The organism is Pseudomonas sp. MPC6, assembly GCF_006094435.1.
Lineage (GTDB): Bacteria > Pseudomonadota > Gammaproteobacteria > Pseudomonadales > Pseudomonadaceae > Aquipseudomonas.
Genome location: NZ_CP034783.1, coordinates 5,935,529 through 5,961,701 on the forward strand (window position 1 = coordinate 5,935,529; position 26,173 = coordinate 5,961,701).

General features: G+C 61.1%; 25 protein-coding genes and 2 pseudogenes. 13 read left to right on the forward strand and 14 right to left on the reverse strand.

All coding sequences use genetic code 11. From position 1 onward, the window contains the following. Window positions 1-15: 15 nt before the first annotated feature. From ELQ88_RS29645 to ELQ88_RS29690, 10 genes are all read left to right on the forward strand, one after another. Window positions 16-990, forward strand: a complete 975-nt coding sequence (locus tag ELQ88_RS29645) for a KpsF/GutQ family sugar-phosphate isomerase (RefSeq protein ID WP_128873002.1) — start codon at window positions 16-18, stop codon at window positions 988-990. Then, window positions 990-1,514 carry an HAD family hydrolase gene (locus ELQ88_RS29650; RefSeq protein WP_128873003.1) on the forward strand — a complete coding sequence of 175 codons (525 nt, stop codon included), beginning with the start codon at window positions 990-992 and terminating at the stop codon, window positions 1,512-1,514. The genes ELQ88_RS29645 and ELQ88_RS29650 overlap by 1 nt, the downstream gene beginning before the upstream one ends. Window positions 1,515-1,521: 7 nt before the next feature. Continuing rightward, entirely contained in the window at window positions 1,522-2,094 is a 573-nt protein-coding gene (gene lptC / locus ELQ88_RS29655) for an LPS export ABC transporter periplasmic protein LptC (RefSeq protein WP_128873004.1), read from the forward strand. After that, complete coding sequence (lptA, locus tag ELQ88_RS29660) at window positions 2,081-2,629, forward strand: lipopolysaccharide transport periplasmic protein LptA (RefSeq protein ID WP_128873005.1); 549 nt, start codon at window positions 2,081-2,083, stop codon at window positions 2,627-2,629. Before lptC ends, lptA begins: the two co-directional genes overlap by 14 nt. Further along, entirely contained in the window at window positions 2,629-3,354 is a 726-nt protein-coding gene (gene lptB, locus ELQ88_RS29665; RefSeq protein WP_128873006.1) for an LPS export ABC transporter ATP-binding protein, read from the forward strand. The genes lptA and lptB overlap by 1 nt, the downstream gene beginning before the upstream one ends. 183 nt (window positions 3,355-3,537) lie before the next feature. After that, window positions 3,538-5,031, forward strand: a complete 1,494-nt coding sequence (locus tag ELQ88_RS29670; protein WP_128873007.1) for an RNA polymerase factor sigma-54 — start codon at window positions 3,538-3,540, stop codon at window positions 5,029-5,031. 74 nt (window positions 5,032-5,105) lie between these two features. Beyond that, window positions 5,106-5,414, forward strand: coding sequence for a ribosome-associated translation inhibitor RaiA (raiA, locus tag ELQ88_RS29675; RefSeq protein ID WP_007941242.1), 309 nt, complete (start codon window positions 5,106-5,108; stop codon window positions 5,412-5,414). A gap of 12 nt (window positions 5,415-5,426) precedes the next feature. Continuing rightward, on the forward strand, window positions 5,427-5,891 hold the full coding sequence (gene ptsN / locus ELQ88_RS29680) for a PTS IIA-like nitrogen regulatory protein PtsN (RefSeq protein WP_128873008.1): 465 nt from the start codon (window positions 5,427-5,429) through the stop codon (window positions 5,889-5,891). A 2-nt stretch (window positions 5,892-5,893) separates the two neighbouring features. After that, window positions 5,894-6,751, forward strand: coding sequence for an RNase adapter RapZ (gene rapZ / locus ELQ88_RS29685; RefSeq protein ID WP_128873009.1), 858 nt, complete (start codon window positions 5,894-5,896; stop codon window positions 6,749-6,751). Between the two features lie 15 nt (window positions 6,752-6,766). Then, window positions 6,767-7,042: an HPr family phosphocarrier protein gene (locus ELQ88_RS29690; RefSeq protein ID WP_128873010.1), complete on the forward strand. Its 276-nt coding sequence runs from the start codon at window positions 6,767-6,769 to the stop codon at window positions 7,040-7,042. Between the two features lie 82 nt (window positions 7,043-7,124). Here ELQ88_RS29690 and ELQ88_RS29695 read toward each other — a convergent pair. The 6 genes and pseudogenes from ELQ88_RS29695 to pmbA all read right to left on the reverse strand — a co-directional run bounded on the left by ELQ88_RS29695 (window position 7,125) and on the right by pmbA (window position 12,176). After that, window positions 7,125-7,855, reverse strand: a pseudogene (locus ELQ88_RS29695) (ZIP family metal transporter). A 30-nt stretch (window positions 7,856-7,885) separates the two neighbouring features. Then, on the reverse strand, window positions 7,886-8,497 hold the full coding sequence (locus ELQ88_RS29700; RefSeq protein WP_138969097.1) for a superoxide dismutase: 612 nt from the start codon (window positions 8,495-8,497) through the stop codon (window positions 7,886-7,888). 2 nt (window positions 8,498-8,499) lie between these two features. After that, window positions 8,500-8,786: pseudogene (locus ELQ88_RS29705) on the reverse strand (hypothetical protein). Window positions 8,787-8,812: 26 nt separating this feature from the next. Beyond that, window positions 8,813-10,189, reverse strand: coding sequence for a class II fumarate hydratase (locus ELQ88_RS29710; RefSeq protein WP_138969098.1), 1,377 nt, complete (start codon window positions 10,187-10,189; stop codon window positions 8,813-8,815). Beyond that, on the reverse strand, window positions 10,170-10,577 hold the full coding sequence (locus ELQ88_RS29715) for a FagA protein (protein ID WP_138969099.1): 408 nt from the start codon (window positions 10,575-10,577) through the stop codon (window positions 10,170-10,172). The genes ELQ88_RS29710 and ELQ88_RS29715 overlap by 20 nt, the downstream gene beginning before the upstream one ends. Window positions 10,578-10,829: 252 nt before the next feature. Then, a complete protein-coding gene (gene pmbA, locus ELQ88_RS29725; protein ID WP_128873016.1) occupies window positions 10,830-12,176 on the reverse strand; it encodes a metalloprotease PmbA in 1,347 nt (448 codons plus the stop codon). A 107-nt stretch (window positions 12,177-12,283) separates the two neighbouring features. Between pmbA and yjgA the strand changes: the two genes are divergently transcribed. Next, window positions 12,284-12,808: a ribosome biogenesis factor YjgA gene (gene yjgA, locus ELQ88_RS29730; protein WP_128873017.1), complete on the forward strand. Its 525-nt coding sequence runs from the start codon at window positions 12,284-12,286 to the stop codon at window positions 12,806-12,808. Window positions 12,809-12,867: 59 nt separating this feature from the next. Here yjgA and tldD read toward each other — a convergent pair whose 3' ends face one another. From tldD to mreB, 8 genes are all read right to left on the reverse strand, one after another. Then, on the reverse strand, window positions 12,868-14,310 hold the full coding sequence (gene tldD, locus ELQ88_RS29735) for a metalloprotease TldD (protein ID WP_128873018.1): 1,443 nt from the start codon (window positions 14,308-14,310) through the stop codon (window positions 12,868-12,870). A gap of 5 nt (window positions 14,311-14,315) precedes the next feature. Beyond that, window positions 14,316-15,176 carry a carbon-nitrogen hydrolase family protein gene (locus ELQ88_RS29740; RefSeq protein ID WP_128873019.1) on the reverse strand — a complete coding sequence of 287 codons (861 nt, stop codon included), beginning with the start codon at window positions 15,174-15,176 and terminating at the stop codon, window positions 14,316-14,318. A gap of 168 nt (window positions 15,177-15,344) precedes the next feature. Then, complete coding sequence (locus ELQ88_RS29745) at window positions 15,345-19,148, reverse strand: YhdP family protein (protein ID WP_138969100.1); 3,804 nt, start codon at window positions 19,146-19,148, stop codon at window positions 15,345-15,347. Between the two features lie 75 nt (window positions 19,149-19,223). Further along, window positions 19,224-20,681 carry a ribonuclease G gene (rng, locus tag ELQ88_RS29750; protein WP_064679733.1) on the reverse strand — a complete coding sequence of 486 codons (1,458 nt, stop codon included), beginning with the start codon at window positions 20,679-20,681 and terminating at the stop codon, window positions 19,224-19,226. 57 nt (window positions 20,682-20,738) lie between these two features. Next, complete coding sequence (locus tag ELQ88_RS29755) at window positions 20,739-21,335, reverse strand: nucleoside triphosphate pyrophosphatase (protein WP_138969101.1); 597 nt, start codon at window positions 21,333-21,335, stop codon at window positions 20,739-20,741. Window positions 21,336-21,417: 82 nt separating this feature from the next. Continuing rightward, window positions 21,418-21,909: a rod shape-determining protein MreD gene (mreD, locus tag ELQ88_RS29760; protein ID WP_064679735.1), complete on the reverse strand. Its 492-nt coding sequence runs from the start codon at window positions 21,907-21,909 to the stop codon at window positions 21,418-21,420. Then, window positions 21,909-23,030, reverse strand: a complete 1,122-nt coding sequence (gene mreC, locus ELQ88_RS29765) for a rod shape-determining protein MreC (RefSeq protein ID WP_138969102.1) — start codon at window positions 23,028-23,030, stop codon at window positions 21,909-21,911. Before mreC ends, mreD begins: the two co-directional genes overlap by 1 nt. A gap of 137 nt (window positions 23,031-23,167) precedes the next feature. Continuing rightward, window positions 23,168-24,205, reverse strand: coding sequence for a rod shape-determining protein MreB (gene mreB, locus ELQ88_RS29770; protein ID WP_002555108.1), 1,038 nt, complete (start codon window positions 24,203-24,205; stop codon window positions 23,168-23,170). Between the two features lie 211 nt (window positions 24,206-24,416). Here mreB and gatC point away from each other — a divergent pair, with 211 nt between their 5' ends. Together gatC and gatA are read left to right on the forward strand one after the other, a co-directional pair. Next, complete coding sequence (gene gatC / locus ELQ88_RS29775; RefSeq protein ID WP_045061473.1) at window positions 24,417-24,704, forward strand: Asp-tRNA(Asn)/Glu-tRNA(Gln) amidotransferase subunit GatC; 288 nt, start codon at window positions 24,417-24,419, stop codon at window positions 24,702-24,704. Window positions 24,705-24,720: 16 nt separating this feature from the next. Further along, the gene (gene gatA / locus ELQ88_RS29780; RefSeq protein WP_128873022.1) at window positions 24,721-26,172 is read left to right on the forward strand and encodes an Asp-tRNA(Asn)/Glu-tRNA(Gln) amidotransferase subunit GatA; all 1,452 of its coding nucleotides are present in this window, start codon (window positions 24,721-24,723) and stop codon (window positions 26,170-26,172) included. The last annotated feature ends 1 nt before the right edge of the window (window position 26,173 follow it).

Here is a 26,173-nt window from a genome sequence, read left to right on the forward strand (position 1 = left end):
TATACGATTTCCGACATGAGCCAATCCAGCGACCTGATTCAGTCTGCACAACGCACCATCCGCCTCGAACTGGAAGCCGTCACCGGCTTGTTGCCCCGTATCGACGCGGATTTCGTACGCGCTTGCGAGATGATTCTGGCCAGCAAAGGCCGCGTGGTCGTGGTCGGCATGGGCAAGTCAGGGCACATCGGCAACAAGATTGCCGCCACCCTGGCCAGCACCGGCACCACGGCTTTTTTCGTGCACCCGGCCGAAGCCAGCCACGGCGACATGGGCATGATCACCCGCGATGACATCATCCTGGCCCTGTCGAACTCCGGTTCGACCAATGAAATCGTGACCCTGCTGCCACTGATCAAGCGCCTGGGCATCCAACTGATCAGCATGACCGGCAACCCCGACTCGCCGCTGGCCAAGGCTGCCGAGGTCAACCTCAACGTGCACGTCGAGCACGAAGCCTGCCCGTTGAACCTGGCACCGACGTCGTCGACCACCGCGGCCCTGGTCATGGGCGATGCCCTGGCCGTCGCGCTGCTCGAAGCCCGCGGGTTTACCGCTGAAGATTTCGCCTTTTCCCACCCCGGCGGCGCCCTTGGCCGACGCCTGCTGCTGAAAGTCGAAAACGTCATGCACGCCGGACAGGAACTGCCGCAGGTCCAGCGCGGCACCCTGCTCAAGGACGCGCTGATGGAAATGACCCGCAAAGGCCTGGGCATGACCGTGATTCTCGAAGCCGATGGCAAACTCGCCGGGATCTTCACCGACGGCGATTTGCGCCGCACCCTGGACCGCGCCATCGACATCCATCACGCCACCATCGACCAGGTCATGACCGTTCACGGCAAGACCGCTCGCGCTGAAATGCTGGCCGCCGAAGCCCTGAAAATCATGGAAGACCATCGAATCAACGCACTGGTGGTGGTGGACAAGGAGGACCGTCCGATCGGCGCCTTCAACCTGTCCGATCTGCTGCGTGCAGGAGTAATGTAATGACGACCGACCTGCTGGAACGCGGCAAGCGCATCAAACTGGCGGTATTCGACGTCGACGGCGTACTGACCGACGGACGCCTGTACTTCCTGGAAGACGGCAGCGAATTCAAGACCTTCAACACGCTCGACGGCCAGGGCATCAAGATGTTGATGGCAGCCGGCGTGCAGACCGCTATCATCAGCGGGCGCACGACCCCGGTGGTCGAGCGACGCGCGAAGAACCTCGGCATTCCACACCTGTACCAGGGTCGCGAAGACAAACTGGTGGTGCTCGACGAGCTTCTTGCCAAACTCGGCCTAAGCTATGAACAGGTTGCCTACCTCGGCGACGACTTGCCGGACCTGCCGGTCATTCGCCGCGTCGGCCTGGGCATGGCGGTGGCCAGTGCCGCCAGTTTCGTGCGCGAACACGCCCACGGCATCACCCAGGCCCGTGGTGGCGAAGGTGCCGCTCGCGAATTCTGCGAATTGATCCTGCGCGCCCAGGACCGCCTCGATGCGGCCAACGCCGCGTACCTGTGAGCCCACTATGCTGAGCAAAAAGATTCGCAATTTCCTGGTGTTCGGCTGCATCGCCGCCCTTTTCGCGGCGGTCGGCTACTGGAACATCAGTCCGGAGCGGTTCCTCGACAAGCCGGTGGCCAAGGCCGATGAAACCCGGATCGACTGGTACGCGACCAACACCCATAGCGTGCAGTACCTGCCAGACGGCAAATTGCAGTACGACATGACGTCCGACAAGGTCGAACACCTCAAGGCCACTGATGTGACGCTGGTCAGCAAACCTGACCTGAACATGTTCCGCGGCACCGAGTTTCCGTGGCATGTGCAGAGCGAACGCGGCGAAGTCAATTCCGGCGGAACCGAAGTCGAACTGATCGACTCGGTACGTATCGCCCGCACCGACGAAAAAAAGCGCACGACCATTATCACCAGCAGTCGCATGACCGTGTTCCCGCAGCAGCAATATGCGCAGACCGTGCAACCCGTTAGAATCGACGGCGCTGGTGGCGTGTCGACCGGCACGGGCATGAAAGCGTATTTGAAAGAAAGCAGGATACACCTGCTATCGAACGTAAGAGGACAGTATGAGGCTCGTTAAAACCCTCCCTATTTTGCTCAGTCTGGGCGCAGCACTGGGAAGCGTGAGCGCCTGGGCTCTGCCGGACGATAGAAACCAGCCTATCCGCATTCAGGCCGACGACGCCCAACTGGACGACAAGCAAGGCATCGCCACCTACAAAGGCGATGTGATCATCACCCAGGGCACGATGAAGGTCACCGGCAACACCGTGACCATCACCCGCACCGCTTCCGGCGACGTCGACGTGGTGACCTCGGTGGGCAACCTGGCCTACTTCGAGCAGATGCAGACTGCCGGCGACGCCAAGCCGGTTCAGGGTTATGGCGTCACGATCCAGTACCATGCCTCGCAAGACCGCGTTGTGCTGATCGATCGCGCCAAAGTCATCGACAAGGACGGCAACGTCACCCAAGGCGAAAAAATCGTCTACGACACGGTCAAGAAACTGGCTAACGCTGGCCGCGCCACCGGCACCAAAGTCACCGAAGAACGCCCGCGCATCGACATGGTGATCCAGCCGAAAAAGAAATCCGACGAGCAAAAGGCCCAGTAATGGCAACTCTGAAAGCTCAGCATCTGGCCAAGAGCTACAAGAGCCGCCAGGTCGTGCGCGACGTCAGCCTGTCCATCGACAGCGGTCAGATCGTCGGCTTGCTTGGCCCTAACGGCGCCGGCAAAACCACCTGCTTCTACATGATTGTCGGCCTGGTACAGGCCGATCAGGGCCGCGTCCTGATCGACGACCTTGACGTCAGCCACCAGCCGATGCACGGTCGCGCGAAAGCCGGTATCGGCTATCTGCCGCAGGAAGCGTCGATCTTCCGCAAACTCTCGGTAGCCGATAACATCCTGGCGATCCTCGAGACCCGCAAGGAACTCGACAAGGCCGGTCGCCGCAAGGAGCTGGAAAGCCTGCTGCAGGAATTCCACATCCACCACATCCGCGACAACCTCGGCATGAGCCTGTCCGGTGGTGAACGCCGCCGCGTGGAAATCGCCCGGGCACTGGCCACCAACCCGAAATTCATCCTCCTCGACGAACCTTTCGCCGGCGTGGACCCGATTTCGGTGGGCGACATCAAACAGATCATCCACCACCTCAAGGCCAAGGGCATTGGCGTGCTGATCACGGACCACAACGTCCGCGAAACCCTGGATATCTGCGAAACCGCTTACATCGTCAACGATGGGCAACTGATCGCCGAAGGCGACTCTGCCACCATCCTGGCCAACGAACTGGTCAAGGAAGTGTATCTGGGCCATGAGTTCCGCCTGTAGCGTTGAGGTGTCCGCCTTGCCGCTCAAGCGCTTGTCTCGATAAAAAATCAACACTTTTTTATTGTTACAGCGCTCTAGGCAAACGCTAAAGTTTCGGGCATATAATTTGCTTATGTTTGGCGCTCCGGCGCCCTGTAGTGGATGGCGCATGTGCGCCGGCGAATAAGGTGTTAAGCCCCTGCCATGAAACCATCGCTAGTCTTGAGAATGGGCCAGCAGCTGACGATGACACCGCAGCTGCAACAGGCCATCCGCCTGCTCCAATTGTCGACCCTGGACCTGCAACAGGAAATCCAGGAGGCCCTGGAGTCCAATCCGATGCTCGAACGCCAGGAAGAAGGCGACGACTTCGATAACGCCGACCCCTTGGCCGACAAAGCCGAACAGCTCCCCAATGCCGACGTGTCGGAACCCTCCTACCAGGAAACCGCCCCGACGGTGGATAACCTCGAGGAAGGTGACTGGAACGAGCGCATTCCCAACGAACTGCCCGTCGATACCGCGTGGGAGGACGTTTACCAGACCAGCGCCAGCAGCCTGCCGAGCAACGATGACGACGAGTGGGACTTCACCACCCGTACATCGGCCGGTGAAAGCCTGCAAAGCCATCTGCTGTGGCAACTGAACCTGGCACCGATGTCCGACACCGATCGCCTGATTGCCGTGACCCTGATCGACTGCATCAACAATCAGGGTTACCTGGACGAAACCCTCGAGGAAATTCTCGAAGCCTTCGACCCGGAACTGGACATCGAACTGGACGAAATAGAAGCCGTCCTGCATCGCATCCAGCAATTCGAACCCGCCGGCATCGCCGCCCGCAACCTGGGCGAATGCCTGTTGCTGCAATTGCGCCAATTGCCCGCCAAGACCCCGTGGCTGGCCGAGGCCAAGCGTCTGGTCAGCGATTACATCGACCTGCTTGGCAGCCGCGACTACAGCCAGCTGATGCGCCGCATGAAGCTCAAGGAAGATGAACTGCGCCAGGTGATCGAACTGGTGCAGAGCCTCAACCCGCGGCCTGGCTCGCAGATCGAGTCCAGCGAAGCCGAATACGTCGTCCCCGATGTCATCGTGCGCAAGGACAACGAGCGCTGGCTGGTGGAGCTGAACCAGGAATCGGTGCCGCGGCTGCGGGTCAACGCCCAATACGCCGGTTTCGTGCGCCGCGCCGACACCAGTGCCGACAACACCTTCATGCGCAATCAGTTGCAAGAGGCCCGCTGGTTCATCAAGAGCCTACAGAGCCGCAACGAAACCCTGATGAAAGTGGCCACCCAGATCGTCGAGCATCAGCGCGGCTTCCTGGAGTACGGCGACGAAGCCATGAAACCGTTGGTGCTGCATGACATTGCCGAGGCGGTGGGCATGCACGAGTCGACGATTTCCCGGGTGACTACGCAGAAATTCATGCATACCCCCCGGGGCATCTATGAACTGAAATACTTTTTTTCCAGCCACGTCAGCACCTCGGAAGGCGGTGAATGCTCGTCCACGGCGATCCGCGCGATCATCAAAAAACTGGTTGCAGCGGAAAATCAGAAAAAGCCGTTGAGTGACAGCAAGATCGCTGGTTTACTGGAGGCACAAGGCATTCAGGTGGCTCGCCGCACCGTCGCCAAGTACCGCGAATCCCTCGGGATCGCGCCTTCGAGCGAACGCAAGCGGTTGATGTAGAGCCACGCCACAGCGTTCCAGTGGCAGGCATTTCTGCCTGCCGCTTTATGCACTGGCAACGAAGGAGAAGCTGTATGCAAGTCAACATCAGTGGACACCAACTGGAAGTGACCGAACCTCTTCGCACCTACATCGGCGAAAAGCTCGAACGATTGGAGAGGCATTTCGACAAGATCACCAACGTGCAGGTCACGATGACGGTCGAAAAGCTGAAGCAGAAAATCGAAGCCACGCTGCATATTCCCGGCAATGAAGTGGTCGCCAACGCGGAACATACCGATATGTACGCGGCGATCGACGCATTGACCGACAAGCTGGATAAACAACTCAAAAAGCATAAGGAAAAGACCCAAAGCCTCCTCCAGGGCGCGACCGGTCGTTAACACTCCCAACCCATGATCCGACTTGAAAGCATCCTGACCCCCGGCCGTTCCCTCGTGAACGTGCCGGGCGGCAGTAAAAAGAAAGCCCTCGAGCAAATTGCCAACCTCATCCATAAAGAAGTCCCGGATCTGGAGATGCAAGATGTCTTCGAGGCTCTGATTGCCCGTGAAAAACTCGGCTCGACCGGTTTTGGCAACGGCATCGCCATCCCCCACTGTCGCCTCAAGGGCTGTACCGCACCCGTCAGTGCCTTGATGCATCTGGACGCACCCATCGATTTCGACGCCATCGACGGTGCCCCGGTCGACCTGCTGTTCGTACTGCTGGTCCCGCAAGCCGCCACCGATGCGCACCTGGAGCTGCTGCGGCAGATCGCCAGCATGCTCGATCGCAAGGAAGTACGCGAAAAGCTGCGCAGCGCCCCGAGCAATGAAGCCTTGTATCAGGTTGTCCTGGACGAGCAAAACGGTCAGTAATCATGCGCTTGATCATCGTCAGTGGCCGTTCCGGCTCAGGTAAAAGTACCGCGCTCGATGTTCTCGAGGACAACGGCTTTTACTGCATCGACAACCTGCCTGCCGGGCTTTTGCCGGAACTGGCCGAACGTGCACTGATCCACACCGAACTGGCCCAGCCGCTGGTTGCCGTGTCGATCGACGCGCGCAACTTGCCGAGCCACCTGTCGCGCTTCCCCGAGCTGCTGGAAGAAGTCCGCAGCCGGCATATCCAGTGCGATGTCCTGTACCTGGACGCCGACGAAGAAACCTTGCTCAAACGTTTTTCGGAGACCCGCCGGCGTCACCCCCTGAGCAACGCCAACCGCTCACTGGCGGAAGCGATCAGCGATGAAACCACCCTGCTCGGGCCGATCGCCGACCTCGCCGATCTCAAGGTCAACACCACCAACCTGAACCTGTATCAGTTGCGCGATACCATCAAGCTGCGCCTGCTGAATCAACCGGAACCCGGTACGGCGTTCCTGGTGGAATCCTTCGGCTTCAAGCGCGGCATGCCGGTGGACGCCGACCTGGTGTTCGACGTGCGTTGCCTGCCGAACCCCTACTGGAAGCCGGAGTTGCGTGAACAGTCCGGGCTCGATAAGCCGGTCGCCGACTACCTGGCGGCACAGCCGGACGTCGAAGAAATGTTCCAGGACATTTCTACCTACCTGCTCAAGTGGCTGCCCCGCTTTGCGGCCAGCAATCGCGCTTATGTCACCATCGCCATTGGCTGCACCGGCGGGCATCACCGCTCCGTCTACCTGACCGAACGTCTGGGTCAGGCCCTGCAAAAAACCCTGAAGAACGTCCAGGTCCGCCACCGCGACCTCAGCTAAAGGATTCACATCGCGATGCCTGCTCTGGAAATCGAAATCATCAACAAGCTGGGCCTGCACGCCCGTGCGTCTGCAAAATTTGTCGGCGTCGCCGGTCAGTTCAAGGATTGCTCGATCAGGGTAGGACGTACGCCGGAATCTACGGTCGATGGCAAAAGCATCATGGCGATGATGATGCTCGCGGCTGGCAAGGGCACGAAAATTCATCTGAGCACGGAAGGCGAGCAGGAACAGGAAGCGCTGGATGCGCTGGTGGCGTTGATCAACAACTACTTCGATGAAGGCGAGTAAACGTCAACAGATCGCAGCCTCGTTGCACCTGTAGGAGCTGTCGAGTGCAACGAGGCTGCGATCTTTTGATCTTAAACTTTCTTCACGCCAACGCCGTATCCATCACCATCATCAAACAAAACCCGACCAGCAACCCCAGGCTGGCCAGCTTATCGTGACCATGCCGGCGCGACTCCGGAATTACTTCATGGGTAACCACCAACAGCATGGCCCCCGCCGCCAACGCCAACCCCAATGGCAGCAACATCTCGGCCAGGCTGACCAGCCAGGCGCATAACAGCGCGAAGACCGGCTCGACCAATCCTGACGCCGCACCGATCAGGAATGCCTTGACCCGCGACATCCCTGCCCCGGCCAGGACCAACGCAATCACCAGCCCTTCCGGCACATCCTGCAAGGCGATGCCCATGGCCAAACTGTCGGCATCCGGCATCCCGCCGCCGGCCGAGACGCCCACTGCCATGCCTTCCGGTATGTTGTGAGCGATGATGGCAAACACAAACAGCCAGATTCGCGGGGGAATCACCGGATGTTCAACGGTCCCCACGAGCATCACCCCGGCGCCGAAGCCCAGCAGCGTATCGCTGACCGCCTGGGGCATCTGCCGAATCACCAACACCGGCACCGCGCCCAACGCCGTACCCAGCGCGCAGATCGCCCCGCCTTGCAATGCGCGTAACAGTTTCGGCTCCAGGTCCAGCCACGCCAGCCCATGGACGACCAATAACGTCATGCCCGCGCCAGCAGCAACAGCGATCCCAACGCGTAACGAAACATTCGTCCACTTCCGATCGCCAGTGTTTCAGTGCCCATAATCAGCCTTGGATGGTTTTTATAGAAAACTCAAGCCAGCGCTGCCTGATAGCGCGCGCTGACTTGTGGCCAATTGATCACGTTGTAGAACGCATTGATGTATTCCGGACGGCGGTTCTGATACCGCAGGTAATAAGCGTGCTCCCAGACATCAAGGCCGAGAATTGGCGTATTGCCGCTCATCAACGGGCTGTCCTGATTGCCGCTGCTTTCAACGATCAACGTCTTTTGCGGCGTGACACTGAGCCATGCCCAGCCGCTGCCGAACCGGGTCAGCGCGGCCTTGGTGAAGGCCTCCTTGAACGTGTCCAGGCCACCCGGTTGCTCATCGATCGCCTTGGCCAGCGCACCGTCGGGATGACCGCCGCCATGAGGCGCCATCACTTCCCAGAACAGTGAATGATTGGCGTGGCCGCCGCCCTGATTGATCACCGCCGCGCGCAGTGTTTCCGGCAGTTGCTGGATGCTTGCCACCAGTTTCTCCACCGGCCACTCGGCATACTCGGTGCCTTCCACCGCGGCATTGAGGTTGTTGATGTAGGTCTGGTGGTGCTTGGTGTAATGGATTTCCATGGTCTGCGCATCGATGTGCGGTTCCAGGGCATCGTAGGCGTAGGGCAAGGCAGGCAGGGTAAAAGCCATGTTCAATGGACTCCATGATGAAGAGGTGCAGGTGAGGCGACATCCATGTCCAGTAAACGATGGCTGCGCGGGTACTCGCCGTGCTCGCTGATGAAACTCAGCAGCTCGACGTAGGTCTTGCTGCTCTGACGCCATGCCGCTTCACGCAAGGCCGGCGCCAGGCGCGGGTCCTGCGTGGTCTGCCCTGGGCCAGGGCCAATGCCTGCAAGTAAGCCTCGCGGGCATCGACCAGTTCGCCCAGCATGAAACAGCGATTGGCTCTTTCGATCGTGCGTTTCCAGTGCTCCATGGTGGGCTCCAAAGCGTTAACAGTGATTACACGCCGCCTGCGGTGAGTTTTTCCGGGTCAAGCAACACCTCAAGCTGGTCGCGTGTGAGGTCGGTGTGTTCCAGGGCGACATCGATCACCGGACGACCCTGCTGATAGGCCTTCTTGGCGATTTCAGCGGCTTTTTGGTAACCCATGATCGGGTTGAGTGCAGTGACCAGAATCGGGTTGCGCGACAGCGCTTCCTTGAGCCGGGCTTCGTTGACCTTGAAGCTGGCGATGGCCTTGTCCCCCAGCAGACGGCTGGAGTTGGCCAACAACTCGATGCTGCTCAACAGGTTCTGGGCGATGATCGGCAACATCACGTTCAGTTCGAAATTGCCCGACTGGCCGGCGATGGTGATCACCGTGTCGTTGCCGATCACTTGAGCCGCGACCATCGCCGTGGCTTCCGGAATCACCGGATTGACCTTGCCCGGCATGATCGAAGAACCCGGTTGCAAGGCTTCGAGCTCGATTTCACCGAGGCCGGCCAGGGGGCCGGAGTTCATCCAGCGCAGGTCATTGGCGATTTTCATCAACGAGACCGCCGTGGCTTTAAGCTGCCCGGACACCGCAACCGCAGTGTCCTGGGAACCGATCAGCGCAAACAGGTCTTTGCCCGGCGTGAACTGCACCTGGGTCAGCCGGGTCAGTTGCTGACTGAAACGCCCCGCAAACTCGGGGTGTGCGTTGATCCCGGTGCCCACCGCCGTGCCGCCCTGAGCCAGGGCTTGCAGGCTCGGCAGCAGATCCTGCAAATGACCGATGTTAGCCTTGAGCTGTTGCGCCCAACCATTGAGCACCTGGCTCATGCGCACCGGCATGGCGTCCATCAAGTGCGTGCGCCCGGTCTTGACGTGGTGATGAACGGCCTCGGCCTTGCGCTCGATCACTTGCACCAGATGCAGCAGCGCGGGGAGCAATTGCTCATGCAACGCCAACGCAGCGCTGACATGGATGGTGGTCGGGATAATGTCGTTGCTGCTCTGCCCGCAGTTGACGTGATCGTTAGGGTTCACCGGCTCGCCGAGCAGACGGCTGGCCAGGGTGGCGATCACTTCGTTGGCGTTCATGTTGGAACTGGTGCCGGAGCCGGTCTGGAAGATGTCCACCGGGAAGTGCTGCATGAAGTCAGCCTCGAGCAGGCCTTGGGCCGCATCGACAATGGCTTGGCCCTGGGCTTCGCTGATTTGCTTGAGCTCGACGTTGGCCCGGGCGGCGGCGGCCTTGGCCAGGATCAACGCGCGGATGAATTGCACGGGCATCGGTTTGCCGCTGATCGGGAAGTTATCCACCGCGCGTTGGGTCTGCGCGCCGTAAAGCGCGTCTACCGGGACCTGCAGCTCGCCCATGCTGTCGCGCTCAATACGTGTCTTGGTCATCTGAAAATCCTTGCACCAGTTCAATAAGAGGAATCGAGGGATGCAACTCGCAGGTCGCCAGTTGCCAGGTGTAGCTCTGCCAGCGCTTGAGGCGGCACTTGCACAGAGAGAGGCGTTCCAGTTCGCGCAGCGGACGCCAGGCCCGATCCAGGCAATAGGTCCGCCAGTGCCACGGCAGCGCGACGTCGGCGGCGGTATCGAGCAATAAACGGAAAGAAGTTTCGGCGATGGTCCAGGGCGAAGTTGCCGTGCAACATGCCAGATACCGGCCTTCGGCCAGGTAATGGTCGATCAGGCGCGGTTCGTCGGGGTCCATCGCGCAACGGATCTGGCGGCTCATCCAGCGCCAGTTTTCGAGGTAGGGCTGCTCGTGCAAGGCAGAACTCATAATCCGGGCTCATTCGGTAATGAGATTTATTATTATATGATAATGAGAAGCAAAACAACCCCGATGATGCAGGCAAGATCTTAAACTGCGGGAGCGAGCTTGCTCGCGATGGCGGTGTGACATTCGACATCTTTGTTGACTGGCATACCGCTTTCGCTGGCAAGCCAGCTCCTGCAGGGGACCGCGCCAGACGCATAAAAAAGGCGCGCCACCCAATCGGGAAGCGCGCCTTTTTTGTGTAACGGTCGGGGGTTAGCTACCCGCCACCATCATCTTCTCGATCAACACCGACCCGGTGCGAATGTTGCTGCGCAGTTCCAGATCATTGCCCACCGCGACGATCTGCTTGAACATGTCGCGCATGTTGCCGGCGATGGTCACTTCCTGGACCGCAAACTGGATTTCGCCGTTTTCGACCCAGTAACCCGCCGCTCCACGGGAGTAATCGCCGGTGACCATGTTCAGGCCCTGGCCCATCAGTTCGGTCACCAGCAGGCCGCGCCCCATGCGCCGCAGCAGGGCAGCCTGGTCTTCGTCGCCGTGGGTGACGAACAGGTTGTGCACGCCGCCGGCGTTGGCGGTGCTCGGCATGCCGAGTTTGCGACCGGAATAGGTGCCGAGGATGTAGGACACCAGCTCGCCTTTTTCGACGAACGGTTTGGCATAGGTCGCCAGGCCATCACCATCGAACGCCGCGCTGCCCAGTGCGCGCATCAAATGCGGACGCTCATCGATGGTCAGCCATTCCGGGAACAGTTTCTGCCCCAGCGTGCCCTCGAGGAAGGACGATTTGCGGTACAGGCTGCCGCCGGAAATTGCCGAGAGGAAACTGCCGAACAGACCACCGGCCAGTTCCGCGGAAAACAGCACCGGCACTTCGCAGGTCGGCACCGGACGCGCGCCCAGACGGCTGGCCGCCCGTTGCGCGGCATGCTGGCCAATGCTCACCGGGTCGGCCAGCAGGTTGCCCTGACGGTTCACGTCGTACCAGTAATCGCGCTGCATCTGGCCGTCGGCCTCGGCGATCATGACGCAGCTCAGACTGTGGCGAGTCGATGCGTAGCCACCGACAAACCCATGGCTATTGCCGTAAACGCGGCAACCCTGGTGGGTACTGAGGCTGGTGCCATCGGCGTTCTTGATCCGGCTGTCGGCGGCAAACGCCGCCGCTTCACAGGTCAAAGCCATCTCGATGGCTTGTTCCGGGGTGATGTCCCACTGGTGGAACAGGTCGAAATCGTGCAGATCCTTGGCCATCAGCGCGGCATCGGCCAGGCCTGCGGCTTCGTCTTCCGAGGTGTGCTTGGCGATGGCCAGCGCGGCAGCGACGGTCTCGCGAATCGCCTCGGGGCCACTGGCCGAAGTACTCGCCGAACCTTTGCGCTGGCCGACATACAGCGTGATGCCAAAACCCTGGTCGCGGTTGAATTCGACGGTTTCGACTTCACGCTGGCGCACGGTCGTGGACAGCCCCTGCTCCAGGGACACCGCCACTTCACAGGCACTGGCGCCCTGGCGCTTGGCTTCAGCGATGATCTGCTCGACTTGTTCTTGCAGTGCCGGCAACGCTTGTGGGCCGACGCTTTCAACTGCACTCATGCTGTTCTCCACTCAAATTCTGCTTTCGGTAAGGCCTTCGAGCGACCGGGCCGGACAAGCGGCCCCCGACTGGTTATCATGGCGGCGTTTCTTTGCGGACGGCCACCATGGTTGATTCTTACGACGACTCCCTCGATACGGGAGAAAAAAGCAAATCCCAGGTCAAACGCGAGCTGCATGCTCTGGTTGGCCTCGGCGAACGCCTTACAACGCTCAAGCCTGACTTGCTGGCAAAACTGCCATTGACCGACGCCATGCGCCGGGCCCTGGCCGATGCGCCCAAGCACACCGCGAATATCGCGCGTAAACGGCACCTCATGTTCATCGGCAAGCTGATGCGCGATCAGGACACTGACGCCATTCTGACTCTGCTCGATCAACTCGATGCCTCCACCCGGCAGTACAACGAACGTTTCCATGGCCTGGAACGCTGGCGCGATCGCTTGATCGCAGGCGACGACGGCGTCCTGGAGAAGTTCGTGCTCGACTACCCGGAGGCTGATCGTCAGCAATTGCGCTCCCTGATCCGTCAGGCCCAGCACGAACTGGCGACCAACAAGCCACCGGCCTCGAGCCGTAAGATCTTCAAGTACATCCGTGAGCTGGACGAGACTCAACGCGGTTTGCGCTGAGTCCCGAATCGGGTGGGTTGCCTCGCAACTCACCCGAAGCTTCACGTTTTCAGAGCCCCTTACGATCCTGTGCCACCCACAGTGATCGCATCGATTTTCAGCGTTGGCTGGCCGACACCCACCGGCACCGACTGCCCATCCTTGCCACACGTCCCCACGCCGCTGTCCAGCGCCAGGTCGTTACCGACCATCGACACTTTGCTCATGGCTTCCGGCCCATTGCCGATCAACGTCGCGCCTTTGACCGGGGCGGTAATCTTGCCGTCTTCGATCAGGTACGCCTCGCTGGTGGAGAACACGAACTTGCCGCTGGTGATGTCCACCTGACCACCGCCGAGGTTCGCGCAGTAAATGCCGCGTTTCACCGAGGCGATGATTTCCGCCGGATCGCTTTCGCCCGCCAGCATGTAGGTATTGGTCATGCGAGGCATCGGCAGGTGCGCGTAGGATTCACGGCGACCGTTACCGGTGCGGGCCACGCCCATCAGGCGGGCGTTGAGCTTGTCCTGCATGTAGCCTTTGAGCACGCCGTTTTCGATCAGCGTGGTGCACTCGGTCGGGGTGCCTTCATCGTCGACGCTCAGCGAGCCACGACGACCGGCCAGCGTGCCATCATCGACGATGGTGCAGAGTTTGGACGCAACCATCTCACCCATGCGCCCGCTGTAGGCGGAGCTGCCCTTGCGGTTGAAATCGCCTTCCAGACCGTGACCCACCGCTTCGTGCAGCAATACGCCGGACCAGCCCGAGCCCAGCACCACCGGCAAGGTACCGGCCGGCGCCGGAATGGCCTCAAGGTTGACCAGCGCCTGACGCAGGGCTTCACGGGCGTAGCCCATGGCGCGGTCTTCGCCGAGGAAATAACGGTAATCGGTACGCCCGCCACCGCCATGACCGCCGCGTTCGCGGCGACCGTTCTGCTCGACGATCACGCTGACGTTGAAGCGCACCAGCGGCCGCACATCCGCCGCCAGGCCGCCGTCGGTGGACGCCACCAGAATGCGCTCCCAGACCCCGGCCATGCTGACGGTGACTTGCTGGATACGCGGATCGAGGGCGCGGGTCGCGACGTCGATGCGCTTGAGCAACTCGACTTTCTCGGCGCGGGTCAGCACTTCCAGCGGGTTATCCGGCCCGTACAACTGGGCCACGTCCTGGGTGGTAAACGCCTGCACCGTGCCGTTCTGCCCGGCGCGGGAGATCGAACGGGCGGCGCGTGCCGCCGCCCCCAACGCTTCCAGGGTAATGGCGTTGCTGTAGGCAAATCCGGTTTTTTCACCCGATTGCGCCCGCACGCCGACACCCTGGTCGAGGTTGAAACTGCCTTCCTTGACGATGCCGTCTTCCAGCGCCCAGGACTCGGAAATCTGCCCCTGGAAATACAGGTCGGCCGCATCGATGCCTGGACCGGCCAGGTCGCCGAGCACCCCTTGCAGGCTCTCTATCGTTACGCCACCGGGCGCCAGGAGGTGTTCACTGACTGAGGACAACAACTCGCTCATATGCTTTACGCCTTAAATTCGTCGTTCCGGGCAGGTCGCTGTGCGCCCTGCGAGAAAAAGCGCCGGTGACTGGACACCGGCATCCGCGCCCTGATGGACGCCTGTTCGCTGCTATCGCGTTCGGCCAGCAGCACGGCCTCGCCTTGATCCTTTTGTGCCAATACCCGCCCCCAAGGGTCGATGATTGCGGCATGCCCCCAGGTTTCCCGTGGCCCCGGATGGGTCCCACCCTGGGCGGCCGCGAGCACGTAACATTGGGTCTCGATCGCTCGTGCGCGAATCAGCACGTCCCAATGGGCCGCGCCGGTCACCGCGGTAAAGGCCGACGGTGCGGTAATCAACTCCGCGCCGGCGGCACGCAATTCACTGTAAAGCTCTGGAAATCGCAAGTCGTAACACACCGTCAGGCCGACTCGACCGACGGGCGTGTCCGCCACCACCACACCACTGCCATAAGCATAGTCATCGGATTCGCGATAACGCCCGCGATTGTCCGCCACATCCACGTCGAACAAATGCAGCTTGTCGTAGCGCGCCACCGTTTCGCCCCGGTCGTTCACCAGCAACGAGCAGGCATGCACTTTCGCCGTCGGTTGATCCACCGGCGGCAGCGGCAATGTGCCGGCCACTATCCATAAGTTGAGGTCGCGTGCGGTCTGTTTCAACCATGGCAGGATCGGTCCTTCGCCCGCTGCCTCGGCGCGGCCGATGTCGGCAACGTCGCGACGCCCCATGGCGGCGAAATTTTCCGGCAGCACGGCCAGGCGCGCACCACCCGCGGCCGCTTCCTCGAGCAAGCGATGGGCCTGGGCCAGATTGGCCAGCACATCGCTCTGGCTGACCATTTGAATCACCGCTACAGACATGGTTTTTTCCTGATCTGGAGTTAACGCAGACCTTGTAGGAGCTGGCTTGCCAGCGAAGGCGGCCTCGAGCCTTGCACCGCCCATGAAGACGCCTTCGCCGGCAAGCCGGCTCCTACAGGGGATTGCGTCGCTACGGCCATGCTACTCCATCGGGCCAGGGACGGGATTTCAAAAAGGCTTGTCGAAGGTGATTTTCGGATCTTTCCACGGCCCCTTGACGCTGTATTGCACGCTGGCAAAACGTGCCACGCGATCACCGATCAGCTTGTCGATCAGGAAAAGCGCCCCGCCAATGGCCGGTGCGCCGACGATCAGTGCGGCGATCGGCAGGTTGTTGGTCACCGGCAAGGTCACCAGCAACTTGGCATCCACCCTGTCCCCTACCAGGTCCAGGGTGCCGTTGAGCTCAAGATTGCTCGACGGACCGGTCAACCGGATGGGTTCACGGGTGACGTACACGCCGTTGGTCGCCACCAGCAGGCCTTTGACCCGATCGTAACTCAGGCCTTTGCCAAACAGGTCGGAGAAGTCCAGGCGCAGGCGGCGGCCGATGGAGTTGAAATTCAGCAGTCCGAACACCCGCAATGCCTGGGCGCCGCCCTCGACTTCGACAAACTGGCCTTTATTCAACGAGGCGTCGAGGGTTCCGGAGAAGCGCTTGGTGGCCAGCCACGCCGGCGAACCAGGCCAGCGACCGTCGACGTCCATATGGAAATTTTCACTGGTGACGCTCGGTGCAAAGCCCCAGCCTTTGAGCACATCGGCGAGGTTCTTGCCACTGGCCCGGCCCTTGAACCAGCTGCTGGAGGAGCCTGGCGTGCCTTCCCAACCGCCGCTGCCCTGCAACAGAATCCCCTTGAGGCCCAGGTCCAGCGTATTGAAGGCGATGCCCTTGGCGGTCGGACGTACTTTCAGCGACCAGCCGCCCACCAGATCCTTGCCCTGGAACAGTTGATTGATGGTGATATCCAGCGCCGGGATTTTCGTCGGGTCTACCGCGGCCAGCGGATCAGGCGAGTTTTCGTCAGCCAGCACTGTCGGATCCGGCGCGGGTAAACGCACGTATTGCAGATTGACCGCAATCGGCGCGGCTTTGGCATCGGGAACGCTGGCGCCCCCTTTGACCTGCTGACTATCGAGTTGCAAGGCCCACGCGCTCGGTTTGCGGTTCAGCTGAATGTCAGCCTGATCGAGGGTGGTACCGACCCCGCTGAGCTTGCCTACCTTGAAGTCCACGCTGTTGAGCAACTGCTTGGCATTACCGCCCGGGTCCTGGCCGGCGTATTTGTCCAGCAGATCCTTCCACGGTCCGACATCCAGTTCCGGCAGCGCGCCACGCACCCGCAGGCCTTTGGCACCGGGCAGCACGGCATTGCCGCCACCGACGATCAACTCACCGCGACCGTCGGCAAAATTGCCGGGCGGCGCCGCGAAGGTGAAGTTGGCCAGCTCGCCGTGGTTGACCCAATAACGCCGCTGCGGACCTTGCAACGTCATACGAAAGGTAGTGTCACGCCCCACATCGGCGGCCAGGCCGAACGGCGCGGGCAAATCGAGCGCCACGCCCTTGAGGCTGGAACTGACCATCAATTGACTGTTGTCACCCTCAAGATTCAATTGCAGCTGATAGGGAATCAAGCCGGACACTGGTAGCGGCTGGGTGACGCTCAACCAGTCCGTGAGTTTCTTCACCTCGACCTGACCCGAGGCGGCAACGCGGGTCTTGAGGTTGCCCGGGCTGCCATCGGCGAAAATCTGCGCGCTGACCGGTTTGTCGAAGGCGCGAGCGCTGATGTTCTTCCCGCTCAAGCCCTTGGCGCTGTCGAAACGGAAATCGCCCTTGAGCTGGGTCAGTTCCAGGCTCGGCTCGGCCAGTTTCAGGCGGGCCTTGGCGGTCTTGAAATCGACGAGGATCTTCGGCTGTTCGCCTTTGGCCAAGGGGATATCCAGTTTCAGCTTGCCCTGCAGATCACCCTCGCCTTCCCAACCGGCAAAGGTCTGGGCGGTGCCGATCGGTGCTTGTTGCAGAATCTTCAGGCCATCGCCCAAGCCGCCGGCGAACGCGCCGTCGAGCAACAGGTGGCTGGTTTTGCCACTCGCTACGTGAGGGATATTGACGTAAATGTCGCGGACCTGGGTGTCGAGCAATTGGCCCTTGCTGGCCAGGATGCGCACGCCGCTGTCTTCGACGAACACGTCACCCGTGACCTTGCTGACATGTGGCCAGCCCGGCTGGAAGGCCAGCTCGGCATCGTGCACCTTGAAGAACAGGCTGATGCTGCGATCCGCGTCCGCCGCGCCCTTGTTCAACGAACCCTGATACTGGAAGAAGCCCTGGTCCACTGCGCCTTTGAGAATCGCCGTACGCAGCCATTCGTCCAGCGCCGGGCTGAGCATTGTCGGCAAGTACTTGGCGGTGTACTTGCCATCGCCGTCCACCAGGCCGACCCGCAGGTCCATATAATCTTCCTGCGTGCGATCGAAATGCAGGCGGATCAGGAAATCGCCGGCGATCTTGCCCTCTTCGCCCAGCACCTTGAGATAGGGCGCAATCAGGGTGAAGCCTTCTTTATCAAGCTTCCAGTTCAAGGTTGCGTTGGCCTGGAGGTATTGCCAGGGCTTGGCGAAGATCGGGTCCAGGTGCAGGGAAAAATCCTTGCTGTCCATGCGCAACTCACCGCGCCCAAGGTCACCGCTGATACTGCCGCTGACGTTACGCGCCGCTGGCGCGCCGTGATAGGCATCGAAGCCGACCCGATCGAGGTTGGCGGCAAAGCTGAACTTGCTGTCGTCGGTGGCGTTGGGCCGGAAATCGATCAGCACATTGCGCAAACCACCGGTCACCTTCAGCCGCTCCACCGCCGTGGAAACACCCTGGGGCAGTGGCCCCAAGGCATTCAGCAGAGGCGTGAGCGCGGTGAGGTCGAGGCGGTCGGCCTGCAGATGCCAGAGCTCTTCGGTCTTGTCGGTGGCCACGCTCCCCTTGAGTTGCAAACGCGACTCCCAGCGCGTCTCGCCAAGGTTCATGGCCAGGGAATCCAGGCTCGCGAGGAAGCCTTCGGCACTGCGCTGGAAATAACCGTTGAGTGCCAGATTGTTGATCTGGATCGGCTTGCGCTCGGCGTAGGCGCCCTTGAGTTGCGGCGCATTCAAACGCAGTGCGGCGCTTTGCAGGGCGCCCTTGCCCCAGTTCAGCCAGAGCTCGCCGCCCGCCTTGATCTCGGAGAAATTCCACTGCTGGGTCAGGCGCTCCGGCAGCCATTTCGACCAGTCGCTTTGCGGCAGGCTCAGGTAGGCGTCCGCCTCGCCGTCCTTCCACTCGCTGGCGCGAATACGCGTACGCAGACTCATGGCCACCGGTTGGCCGTCGGGCAGGGTCAGGCGGGCGTCGAGTCGCTGGCGGGAGGCACCGGTTGTCAGACTCAAGCCGACGTAAGTCAGGGTCAGCGGTGGCTGATCCAGTGGCTGCAAGGTGATCTGGCTGTCGAGCACTGACAGCTGCCGGACCATTTGCAGGCGATTGAGCAGCTGCTGCGGATCAAGCGGCTGATCCTGCTGTACCGGCAGACCTTCCAGCGCCCAGTGACCGTCCGCGCCTTCCTTGAGGCTGATTTTCAGGCCATCGAGCTCCAGGTGAGCGATGCGCACCTCCCGTGCCAGCAGGCTGGCCCAGAGATCCGGTACCGCACGCACCTGATCCAGACGCAGGGCATTGGCGCCCTCGCCGACCATCACGTCGTGAGCGAACAGAATCGGCGCGAAACCGCTCCAGTTGCCTTCCAGTTCGCCGATATGCAGCGGCATGCCCAACGCAGCACCGGCTTTGGTTTCGACTTCGGCGCGGTATTCGGCCACCAGGGGGGTCAACTCCCGGCCGAGGCTGACGTAAAGTGCCATCAGCACCAGGACCAACGCGCACAGGCCCAGACCCCAGCGGGTCAGTGCGGCCAGTATGCGTGTCAGACGGTCCATGTCAGTTGGCTCCCATGGCAAAGACAATGCAAAAAGCTGAGGCCAGCTGTTCCAGTAGGGTTAAAACACGACGATTCAGAGCAGCACCACGTCGTATTGTTCCTGCGAATACATGGTTTCCACCTGGAACCGAATGGTGCGTCCGATAAAACCTTCCAGCTCGGCGACATTGCCCGACTCCTCATCGAGCAAACGGTCGACGACTTTCTGGTTCGCCAATACACGATAGCCTTCGGCCTGATAAGCGCGCGCTTCGCGGAGGATTTCGCGGAAAATTTCGTAGCAAACGGTTTCCGGGGTCTTCAGCTTGCCGCGGCCCTGGCAACTGCTGCAGGGTTCGCACAGCACTTGCTCCAGACTTTCGCGGGTACGCTTGCGGGTCATCTGCACCAGGCCCAACTCGGTGATCCCGATGATGTTGGTCTTGGCGTGATCGCGCTCCAGCTGTTTCTCCAGGGTGCGCAGCACTTGGCGCTGATGCTCTTCGTCTTCCATGTCGATGAAGTCGATGATGATGATCCCGCCCAGATTGCGCAGGCGCAGCTGACGGGCGATGGCGGTGGCGGCTTCGAGGTTGGTCTTGAAGATGGTTTCTTCGAGGTTGCGATGACCGACGAAGGCCCCGGTGTTGACGTCGATGGTGCTCATGGCTTCCGCCGGATCCACCACCAGATAGCCGCCGGACTTCAGCGGCACTTTACGCTCGAGGGCTTTCTGGATTTCGTCTTCGACGCCGTACAGGTCGAAGATCGGTCGCTCGCCAGGGTAATGCTCCAGGCGATCGGCGATTTCCGGCATCAGTTCAGCAACGAATTGCGTGGTTTTCTGAAAGGTCTCGCGGGAATCGATGCGGATCTTCTCGATCTTCGGGCTGACCAGGTCACGCAGGGTGCGCAGCGCCAGGCCGAGGTCTTCGTAAATCACACTTGGCGCACTGATGGTCTTGATCTGGTCGTTGATCTGGTCCCAGAGCCGGCGCAGGTAGCGGATGTCCATGAGGATTTCATCGGCGCCGGCACCTTCGGCAGCGGTACGCAGGATGAAACCGCCGGCTTCCTTGATGCCCTCCGCGGCGACACAATCGGTGACCACTTGCTTGAGGCGATCGCGCTCGGCTTCGTCTTCGATCTTCAGCGAAATGCCGACGTGGGCAGTGCGCGGCATGTACACCAGGTAGCGCGATGGAATCGACAGCTGAGTGGTCAGGCGTGCGCCTTTGGAACCAATCGGGTCCTTGGTGACTTGCACCACCAGGCTCTGGCCTTCATGGACCAGCGCACTGATGCTCTCGACCGTCGGGCCTTCACGCAGGGAAATTTCCGAAGCGTGAATGAACGCGGCGCGGTCCAGGCCGATGTCGACGAAAGCCGCCTGCATGCCGGGCAATACCCGCACGACCTTACCTTTGTAAATGTTGCCGACGATGCCGCGCTTTTGCGTGCGTTCGACGTGAACCTCTTGCAGAACACCGTTTTCAACCACCGCCACGCGCGATTCCATCGGCGTGATGTTGATCAGGATCTCTTCACTCATGGCAGGGTCTCGTTCAGGCATATTCACGATAATGGCCGCATCTTGTCAGTACGACGCTCAGCGCGCGTTAAGGGTTTGCCAACAGGGTATGCCGAAATGGCCGAGCAGCTCCGAGGTTTCGCACAGCGGCAGTCCGACGACCGCCGAATAGCTTCCATTCAACTGGGCGACAAATACCGCGCCCAACCCTTGAATGCCGTAGCCGCCCGCCTTGTCCCGCGGTTCGCCGCTGGCCCAGTAGGCCAGCGCTTCCTCGCGGTCGATGGGGCGAAAACGCACCAGACTGCGCACCACCCGGGATTCGCAATGTTCACCCTCGAGCACCGCGATCGCCGTCAGCACTTCATGCTCATGTCCGGACAACATCATAAGCATGGCGCAAGCTTCAACTTCATCAACCGGCTTGCCGAGAATTTTCCCGTCCAGCACCACGGCGGTATCGGCACCGAGCACACAGCAATCTGCATCGGACACGACCAACCGGCGCCCGGCTTCAGCCTTGCCACGCGCGAGGCGTTCGACATAGGCCGACGGCGATTCAAGATTCAAAGGGGTTTCATCGATGTCCGCACTGATGACGGAGAACGGCACGCCGATCTGCGTGAGCAGTTCACGCCGACGCGGCGAGCCAGAGGCGAGGTACAGCTGTTTCATCAAGACATCTCCCTGTTTAGCGCCCTGCCGCACACATACTGTTCCTTGGCAGGGCACCGGTACGGGCCAATGCCTGACCGAATCAATTGATTCTGTAACGTCGACGCAATCCACGCAAACCGTAGCTGACCCAAGGCCAGAGCAACGCACTGACCAGTGCCGGCAAGACCAGCGCCAGCGTTGGCTGACGATTGCCGGTCAGGGCGCTGAGCCATAGCTGAACCAGCTGCGCGAGGCCGAAGATCACCAGGATCACCAGGCTCTGCTGCCACATCGGGAACATCCGCAGGCGCTGTTGCAGCGCCAGCACCAGGTAGGTGATGAGCGTCAGGATCAACGCATTCTGGCCCAGCAGCGTGCCATACAGCACGTCTTCGGCCAGGCCCAGGCACCACGCGGTCACCATGCCGACTTTCTGCGGCAAGGCCAACGCCCAGAACGCCAGCAGCAAGGCGAGCCACAGGGGGCGCAGGATTTCCATGAATTGCGGCAACGGCGAGACGCTGAGCAGCAGGCCGATGGCAAACGTCAGCCAGACTATCCAGCCGTTTCGGGAGGCGGTAATACCGACCATTATTCTCTTCCCCCAGGGGTAGCCGGCGCGGAGACAGGCGGTTTGGCGGCAGGCCTCACGGCAGCGGGTTGAGCTGTCGGTGGTTTGGCGGCGGGCGGCTTGGTGGCGGCAGGTTTGGTGGCGACCGGCTTGGCGGCGGCAGGCACAATCACCGGAGCAACCGGGGCGGCCGGAGCGACAACGGCAGACGGAATGACGGCAGCAGGTCTGGGCACGGTCGTGGGAATGATCGGTCCACCGCCGTGCTGATCCAGCGCTTCCTGGGCCTGGGCGGCATCGTTGGCGCGTTCTTCGGCGGTGCGGCTGTCACTGAACACCAGCAACAGATAACGGCTGCGGTTCAAGGCGGCGGTCGGTACGGCGCGAACAATGGCGAACGGCTGCCCTGAGTCGTGGATCACTTCCCTGACCGTGGCCACCGGGTAACCCGCCGGGAAACGCTGACCGAGACCGGAGCTGACCAGCAGATCGCCTTCCTTGATGTCGGCCGTGTCTGCCACGTGACGCAGTTCCAGGCGTTCCGGGTTGCCGGTGCCGCTGGCGATCGCCCGCAGGCCGTTGCGGTTCACTTGCACCGGGATGCTGTGCGTGGTGTCGGTCAGCAGCAGCACGCGGGAGGTGTAGGGCATCAATTCGACCACCTGGCCCATCAGGCCGCGGGCGTCGAGCACCGGCTGACCGAGCACGACACCGTCGCGCTCACCCTTGTTGATGATGATGCGATGGGTGAAGGGGTTGGGGTCCATGCCGATCAGCTCGGCGACTTCGACCTTCTCGTTGACCAGCGCCGAGGAGTTGAGCAACTCGCGCAGCCGCACGTTCTGCTCGGTCAAGGCGGCAAGCTTTTGCATGCGGCCCTGCAACAGCAGGTTTTCGGTCTTGAGTTTTTCGTTTTCCGCGACGAGTTCGGTACGGCTGCCAAACTGGCTGGCCACACCTTGCCATAGCCGCTGCGGCAGGTCGGTGATCCAGTAAGACTGCATCAGCACCAGCGACATTTGGCTACGCACCGGCTTGAGCAGTGTGAAGCGGGCATCGACCACCATCAGCGCGACCGATAGCACGACCAGCACCAACAAGCGCACGCCCAGTGAAGGCCCTTTGGTGAAAAGCGGTTTAATAAGCCGCTCCTCCCAGGCAAATGTTCTCGTTATTCATAGGCAGACCGGCCTGGATGCAGACTGACAGAAGATAAACGCAACAGGCAGCACTGCAAAGTGCTGCCTGCGCGCCAACAGCATAGATGCAACCGGCGATATCACTCGCTGGAAAGCAGGTCCATGGTGTGTTTATCCATCATTTCCAAGGCACGGCCACCGCCGCGAGCGACGCAGGTCAGCGGGTCTTCGGCAACGATCACCGGCAGGCCGGTTTCCTGGGCCAGCAACTTGTCGAGGTCGCGCAGCAAGGCGCCACCACCGGTCAGCACCAGGCCACGCTCGGCGATATCGGACGCCAGTTCCGGCGGCGATTGCTCCAGCGCACTTTTCACTGCCTGAACGATGGTGGCCAGGGACTCTTGCAGAGCTTCCAGCACTTCATTGGAGTTCAGGGTGAAGGCGCGTGGAACGCCTTCGGCCAGGTTACGGCCGCGAACGTCGACTTCACGAACTTCGCCACCCGGGTAGGCGGTACCGATTTCCTGCTTGATGCGCTCGGCGGTGGACTCGCCGATCAGGCTGCCGTAGTTGCGACGCACGTAAGTGATGATCGCTTCGTCGAAGCGGTCGCCGCCAACCCGTACGGATTCGGCGTACACCACACCGTTCAGGGAGATCAGCGCGATTTCAGTGGTACCGCCACCGATATCGACAACCATCGAGCCGCGAGCTTCTTCAACCGGCAAACCGGCACCGATCGCGGCCGCCATCGGCTCTTCGATCAGGAAGACTTCACGGGCACCGGCACCGAGGGCCGATTCACGGATGGCACGACGCTCAACCTGGGTGGATTTGCACGGGACGCAAATCAACACGCGAGGGCTGGGTTGCAAAAAACTGTTTTCGTGAACTTTGTTGATAAAATATTGCAGCATCTTTTCACAGACGCTGAAGTCGGCGATAACGCCGTCTTTCATCGGACGAATGGCAGCAATGTTACCTGGCGTACGGCCGAGCATGCGCTTGGCCTCGGTGCCGACGGCAACGACACTTTTCTGGTTACCGTGTGTCCGAATGGCCACAACCGATGGCTCATTCAGAACGATTCCGCGCTCGCGCACGTAAATAAGGGTGTTGGCAGTGCCCAGGTCAATGGAGAGATCGCTGGAAAACATGCCACGCAGTTTCTTGAACATGGGGAAAGGACCCTAGGCAACGCGTGGGTAAAAAAGTGCGGCAAACTCTAACAACGACAGGGATTTTGGGCAAGGCGCCAATATGTTAAATTGGCCGCTTTTCCGTGCACCAAACCCCACAATCGCGGCCTTATGACCGTAGAAATGCGGTAGTGTTCCGACCAATCTAACACACGGACGCCGTCCGTTCTGTTTTCCACTGGAGATTCCCATGGCGCTTGAACGCTCCGACGTGGAAAAAATCGCTCATCTGGCCTGCCTCGGCCTCAATGATGCCGATCTTCCACACATCACTTCGGCCCTGAACAGCATTCTCGGGCTGGTCGACGAAATGCAGGCGGTCAATACCGACGGTATCGAGCCGCTCGCCCACCCACTGGAAGCCAGCCAGCGCCTGCGCGCAGACGTCGTGACCGAGACCGATCATCGCGAGGCCTACCAGTCCATCGCACCAGCGGTCGAAAACGGCCTGTACCTGGTTCCGAAAGTCATCGACTAAAGGGAAAGAGCCTGCAATGCATCAATTGACTCTGGCCGAGATCGCCCGCGGTCTCGCCGACAAAAAGTTTTCTTCCGAAGAGCTGACCAAGGTCCTGCTGGCGCGCATTACCCAGCTCGATCCGCAGCTCAACAGCTTCATCAGCCTCACCGAAGACCTCGCGCTCCAGCAGGCCAAAGCCGCTGACGCCCGCCGGGCCAATGGCGAGAACGGTGCCCTGCTCGGCGCGCCGATCGCCCATAAAGACCTGTTCTGCACCCAGGGCATCCGCACCAGCTGCGGCTCGAAGATGCTCGATAACTTCAAGGCGCCGTACGACGCCACCGTGGTGGCCAAACTGGCCGCTGCCGGCGCCGTGACCCTGGGCAAGACCAACATGGACGAATTCGCCATGGGTTCGGCCAACGAGTCGAGCTACTACGGCCCGGTGAAAAACCCGTGGAACCTGGAGCACGTGCCGGGCGGTTCGTCCGGCGGTTCGGCGGCGGCGGTTGCCGCTCGTCTGTTGCCGGCGGCGACAGGCACCGACACCGGCGGTTCGATTCGTCAGCCCGCCGCGCTGACCAACCTCACCGGCCTGAAACCGACGTACGGTCGCGTTTCGCGCTGGGGCATGATCGCCTACGCCTCCAGCCTCGATCAGGGCGGCCCGTTGGCTCGCACGGCCGAAGACTGCGCGATCCTGCTGCAAGGCATGGCCGGTTTCGACCCGCAGGACTCCACCAGCATCGACGAGCCCGTGCCGGATTACAGCGCCAGCCTCAACGGTTCGCTGCAAGGCCTGCGCATCGGCGTGCCGAAGGAATACTTCGGTGCCGGCCTCGACCCGCGCATTGCCGAGCTGATCCACAACAGCGTCAAGGAGCTGGAAAAGCTCGGCGCCGTGGTCAAGGAAATCAGCCTGCCGAACATGCAGCACGCGATCCCTGCGTACTACGTGATCGCTCCGGCGGAAGCCTCCTCCAACCTGTCGCGTTTCGACGGCGTGCGTTTCGGCTACCGCTGTGAAGATCCGAAAAACCTGATCGACCTGTACAAGCGTTCCCGCGGCGAAGGGTTCGGCCCGGAAGTGCAGCGCCGGATCATGGTCGGTGCCTACGCGCTGTCGGCCGGTTACTACGACGCCTACTACCTGAAGGCGCAGAAGATTCGTCGCCTGATCAAGAACGATTTCATGGCCGCCTTCAACGAGGTCGACATCATCCTCGGCCCGACCACGCCGAACCCGGCCTGGAAGCTCGGCGCCAAGAACAGCGACCCGGTCGCTGCGTACCTGGAAGACGTCTACACCATCACCGCCAACCTCGCCGGCCTGCCGGGCTTGTCCATGCCTGCAGGTTTCGTCGACGGGCTGCCGGTCGGCGTGCAATTGCTCGCCCCGTATTTCCAGGAAGGTCGCCTGTTGAACGTTGCCCATCAGTATCAGTTGAACACTGACTGGCACACCCGCACCCCAACCGGCTTCTGAG